A 5649-nucleotide genomic window follows, 5' to 3' on the forward strand; every position below is an offset into this window, starting at 1 on the left:
TCATTCCCCGTGTATTCTCGATAGTATGATTAAAACACAAAAACCCATAAGAGGTCACTTTTTTCAAAGTGTCCATCTTACAGGTTACAGTTCACCCTTTGGAGCGGTTTTCTTTTTCATAGGTTAATGTTCTATTCCTCTATGCTCTCCCAAACACTCATTCTGTTGTTCGTCTCCCGTACCCTCCATTACCATAACTTGGTCTTGTAGCTCCTTAAACTCCAGCACCGTATTAATCTCAGACTGACGTGCTACAAATTGAATCAGCCGATCTTCAAATTCAAAGGGCTTCCCGATTTCTTTTTTCGCAATCTCGATCTGATGGAGTGTATCTTGCTGCTGCTGTAGGGTTGCCTCCATCCTGGCAGGAATTTTCTCCAGCAGTTTCTCCAGCCTGTTTATATTGCCCAAAGCTGAATCCCCAAGCTCGACGGTGTAGGCTGCCGTTCCCCTCAGATGAAGATTTACATGGTCAAAGCCGGAGTGGGAAAGTAGAATATCGAAGCCTTTGAATTGTCCCACCTTTACTGCTTGATGCTCCAGTTCAGTGACTTTAGACAAGAGCAGCAACACTTCTCTTGCATGGGGCCGCTCGGGATAAACAGTACCATCCAAGATGATGGAGAACTCCTGAAGCCGGTGCTTTTCAGCGAGCTCCCAATCTGCCTGATACTGCTCCAGCTTTTCTGCACAGGAAGCCAGTACTTGTGGGTAATGATGATTAAGCTGCCGTTCCAGCAGGACGTGCTCGTTATGCCAGTTTGTTTTGAGTAGCTTGAGGCGGGTAACTTCATTGTCAACTTCCATCTTCTCCGCAAGCATTGGATTGCCAATAGCAACAGCCTTTACTTCAGCCGCAGATAATACTGTTTCATCAGCATCGTGACAGGATCGGGTGATGCTTCTGCCCGTCATAACCTGCGAGATATAGCGCAACTTTTGCTCTTGAATTTGCCACAAATACGAATCAAAGGTTCCTTTGGTCACGTAGCGGAAAATCCGCACCTTTTCATTTTGATTGCCTTGTCGTAGAATGCGACCATCCCGTTGAATGATGTCGGAGGGTCGCCATGGGCAGTCAATATGATGGGCAGCGATAAGTTTAGTCTGAATATTCGTCCCAGTCCCCATTTTTTGCGTGGAGCCTAACAAGATGCGGACTTCGCCGCGGCGAAATTGCTCAAACAATGCTTCACGTGCAGCGTCCGTGTTGACATCATGAATAAAGGCAATTTCCTGTTTTGGGATACCGGAAAGAATTAATTGGGATTTAATTTCATCATAAACATTAAACTCCTGGTTTTGGTGTACCACTGTCGCTTAAAATCACTTGGGCAAGTTGGCTCTCCTGCGTCTCCTGCCAAATATCAAATACGTTGTTAATGCAAAGATTCAGCTTGGACATCGGATCAACAGGGGCATCTTCATGTACCAGGCGCGGGTCAATCGACATCAGCTTGGCTTCATGAGTCAGCTTAAGCATGTTGTCTTCTTTAGCATCGACCTCATTATTTCGAATCCTCTCTGCCCGTTGAACAAACTCGTTCATCATTTGCTCTTGATAAGGGGAGCACTCACTAACGACGACTATGGCTTTATCGCCATCTAGCCGTGGAACGGGGAGATTGAGCATATCAGCAGTTTGAATATCGGCAACGAGACGAAACATGCTCATCAATTCTGGTAAATTATGAAACTTAGCGAAACGGGATTTCATACGATAGCCGCTGCCCTCGGGTGTAACCTCCAGAGAAGAAACGACTTCGCCAAACGTTGCCGCCCAGTTATCGAAAAAACTCAGTCCCAATTTTTGTAGCAAGTGAGGCTGGAGAAAACGCTGCATGACATACATTTCAGACATACTGTTGCTAATTGGTGTACCGGTAGCAAAAATCACCCCGCGTCCTTGATTCATCTCCTGCAAGTATTGGCATTTGAGCAACATATCAGTAGCCCGTTGACTGCTGGATTTGCCGATACCTGCTAGATTACGCATTTTGGTAAAGGTGAAGCAGTTTTTGTAAGCGTGGGCTTCATCGACAAATAACATATCCACGCCAAGTTGTTCAAAGGTAAGCAGGTCGTCCTTTTTATTTTCATTCATCAGGCGTTCCAAACGAGATTTAAGGTTATTCTCAAAAACCACCATCTGCTTGATGCTCCAGTTGTCGCCTTTTTCTTTTTTCATCTGGTTAATCATGTGGGAAACATTGCGAATTTCGGCTTGCAGGAGATGCTCCTGCCGTTCACGGGAAATGGGGATTTTCTCGAACTGCGAATGACCGATAATAACGGCATCATAATTGCCCATGGCAATTTTGGAAACGAAGCGTTGACGATTAGCCAAGCTAAAATCCTTTTTCGTAGTTACTAACACATTGGCAGAGGGGAAAAAACGTAAAAATTCGTTAGCCCATTGCTCAGTTAAATGATTGGGGACACAGTATAAAGGCTTGTGAACTGCACCAATTCGCTTCAAATACATCCCGGCAGCGATCATTGCAGCAGTTTTTCCTGCTCCAACTTCATGAGCCATAAGCGCCGTGCCGGAGTAAATAATGCGGGCCGCTACATCTCGTTGGTGCTTACGCAGGCTCATTTCCTGGTTCATGCCTTGAAACACCAGATGATCCCCGTCATAGGTACGGGGACGAATCGTATTGAATTTGTCATTATAAATGGAGAGTAATGAATCAGCCCGTTCCTTGTCCCGAAAGAGCCAAGAGGCAAATGCTTCTTTCAACTGTTGCTGCTTGGCGCGTGCAATCATCGTTTCCTTCGCATTGACCACATACTTGATCTGCTCATTGCCGCTTGCATCCAAGTAGGTGAGCGGATCACGCACGGTAATACTTTGCAAATTGAGACTGTTTTCAAATATCTCATAAGCGTTGGTTCGTCCTGTACCAAAGGTCTGATTTACCTTGATTGAGCTTCTTTCCAAGGACTTGCCGGATATGCGCCACGTATTGGTGTATTCGAGGTAATCTACGTCAATGGTCTGCGAATCCTGCATGATTTGAGCTGTGCCAAACGTTTCATACATAAAGGCCCTATATACCTTAACTGGAATCCAGGGAGTGCCGATACGGAAGTCAATGTCTCCCGGCAGCAGCGGAGCAGGTTGGACACGAGTAAGAGCGGCGACATTGCGCTGAAATATATCCGGGTACTCCTGAGCTTTGAGCGTGGCAAAGGCGAGTTTGTCTTTGATGTTGCCAGACAAGTATTCTTCATCCAGTTCCCAACCCTCATCTGCTTCTCCTGTATAGGCATGTGGATTTTGGAAAATACGTTCACCGAGCGCATCTCTTACTTCATCTGTTGTTTTGTCGCAGAGATGTGCAATATACGGTAAATCGATGCGAAATCGGTGATTCAGGCAAATTTGTAAGGCTTCTAGTGGATCATCTGTATGTTCTGGCAAAGTGTTAACTCTAGTCGTCAGACGACTGAAAATAGCGGCTTTTGTCCAGGTCTTATCTGCTGTTAAATCTTCAATGGACCGCAAAAGTGGCAGTTGGTCATCCTCGGCAAAAGCAGAGGTGTTGGCTCGCTCGTTAATGGCTCCATACTGACTAACAAAACGGTCATAAATATAGTTCAGCGTGGATTGAGCTTGTTCCAGTTCTTCAACTTCATAGCCGTGTTCACGGGATTGAATTTCGATGACATCTAACAACGCTGTTCGTATGATGCATAAACCTTTGATGCGATCTGCTTTTTTGCCTTTGATATCTTGAGGAAGAAGAAGACCATTCTCACAGTAATAGATGCGTTCCTGTTCAACGATAAAAGTAAAGTTTTTTGTCCCTAGTGGCGCTTTTCTGATGGGTTCTTCTTCCTCATCCAGTAAGACGGAGGAGCTATTGTTTTCGGAATGATCTACCTCAATCGGCAATTCAGGAAAACGAGCTTGTAAAGTACCTAGCGCTCGCTCTAGGGCTGGCAGCAGGGGTTGTTCTTCGTGCGGGATACATGCGCTGGTTTTCTCAGCACCGTACATTCCCCGATCCCATTGCATTTGTCCAAGCAGCATTTCAGGATGAGAAAGATAATAACAATTGACAGGTACGCCATCTGGCGTCTCGCCAACTTCAATCCATTCGGGCATATCTTCTTGGGCGAGGGGAAGAGAAGATTCCCGTTTTTGCAAAAGTACAATGTCAGTTGTCACTGTAGCGCCTGCTAGTGATTGAAAGGCTGTGTTCGGCAAACGAACCATACCGATTAATTCAGCCTTCTGCGCCAGAATCTTCCGTACTCGAGAGTCTTGTTTGTCCATGGTGCCTTTGCTGACGATAAAGGCCAAAATGCCCCTAGGCTTAAGCAAGTCTAGCGAACGGATAAAAAAGTAATCATGAATGTAGTGGCTAATGCTGTAGCGGCGGTCATGGATACGAATGTTATGAAAGGGAATGTTGGAGAATATTGCATCAAAGCGTTGTTCACGCCAGTCTATAGTTTCAAAACCCTGAATGTGAACGTTCGCCTTTGGATAGAGTTGTTGTGAAATCCTTCCTGTCAAAGAATCCAACTCCACGCCGTGAAGTTCAGCAAGATCCCATTCCGGCGGCAATACCGAAAAGAAGTTTCCGCTGCCCATCGAAGGCTCCAGCAAGTGGCGTTCAGCACCAGTGGTTAGACCAAAACGCTGTAATGTAGCATGGATGCGCTGAATTAAGGACTGTTCTGTATAGAAAGACGTAATGGTGGAGTTGCGGGCTGCCGTATATTCGTTTTCTTCTAGGAGTTGCTTTAACTCGGCATATTCGGTTTCCAAGCCATTCGCAGTAGGGTGGAACGCATTAGCTAATCCGCCCCAGCCTACATAGCCGGCTAAAATATGCTGTTCTTCCGTGGTCGCCTGCCGCTGCTCTGATTCCAATTGCTTGATTAGACGAATGGCCTCCACATTTCGCTTATATTTGCTCTTTGGACCGGATGCATAAGGAGAATGTTCGGCTTGAAAGCGATAGTTCACTGCAGCAGGGAGCTTGTGTTGAGCATCTGGAGAAGAAGAAGCACTTTCATCTATGCTTTTGGTATTTGAAAACAAAGGAAGGGCAACTTGCTGCTGATTATCAGTCTGGTTGGTTATGCTGTTCTGACTTTCGATTTCATTGTCTTCAATCTCTGTTTGCTCGTTGGCGTAATCAAATAACGTCCATTCTGGCTCTACAGATGGAAAGGGAGCTGCATGTTCGTCATAGCGTCCTTCAGCAATTAATTGTAGCAATATATCACTGAATTTCTTCCATTTAAATTGTTGTTCATGTGATCCGTTTGTATCCTTCCAGGAAATCGTAACTCCTTTGCCATCAAAGGTATATCCAACAAGACCATTCTCAAAATCGCCCCTTGCTCCACTAATTCCATACAGTGGTTTTAAATAGGAGATCAGATTAGCAGATTTAACAGGATGGTTATCTACGACAAACTGATAGACACGTTGTTTCGTCGAAAACGAGCTTTTATTACTTACTATTAAATAGGCAAGCATGTCATCTCCGCTTTGTGGCTCTGAAGGAGTTGCCCCTTTTTCAGGCATAAAAAAAACCAGCTAATGTTTGTCAAGCTTTGACCTCTTGGTCTTTAAGAAAAATCTTGTTATAATTCTATACATGCCAAATAACCTCCGTTGTAGCG

2 protein-coding genes are annotated in these 5649 nt (G+C 45.1%); both read right to left on the minus strand.

Annotation, left to right across the window (positions count from 1 at the left end; all coding sequences use genetic code 11):
- Nucleotides 1-123: 123 nt before the first annotated feature.
- Entirely contained in the window at nucleotides 124-1314 is a 1191-nt protein-coding gene (locus ACFVTB_RS27515; protein ID WP_387756587.1) for a helicase-related protein, read from the minus strand.
- A complete protein-coding gene (locus ACFVTB_RS27520) occupies nucleotides 1289-5551 on the minus strand; it encodes an SNF2-related protein (protein WP_387756589.1) in 4263 nt (1420 codons plus the stop codon). Before ACFVTB_RS27520 ends, ACFVTB_RS27515 begins: the two co-directional genes overlap by 26 nt.
- Nucleotides 5552-5649 lie beyond the last annotated feature (98 nt).

The sequence above is a fragment of the Paenibacillus sp. NPDC058071 genome, from assembly GCF_042885235.1.
Taxonomy (GTDB): Bacteria; Bacillota; Bacilli; order Paenibacillales; family Paenibacillaceae; genus Pristimantibacillus.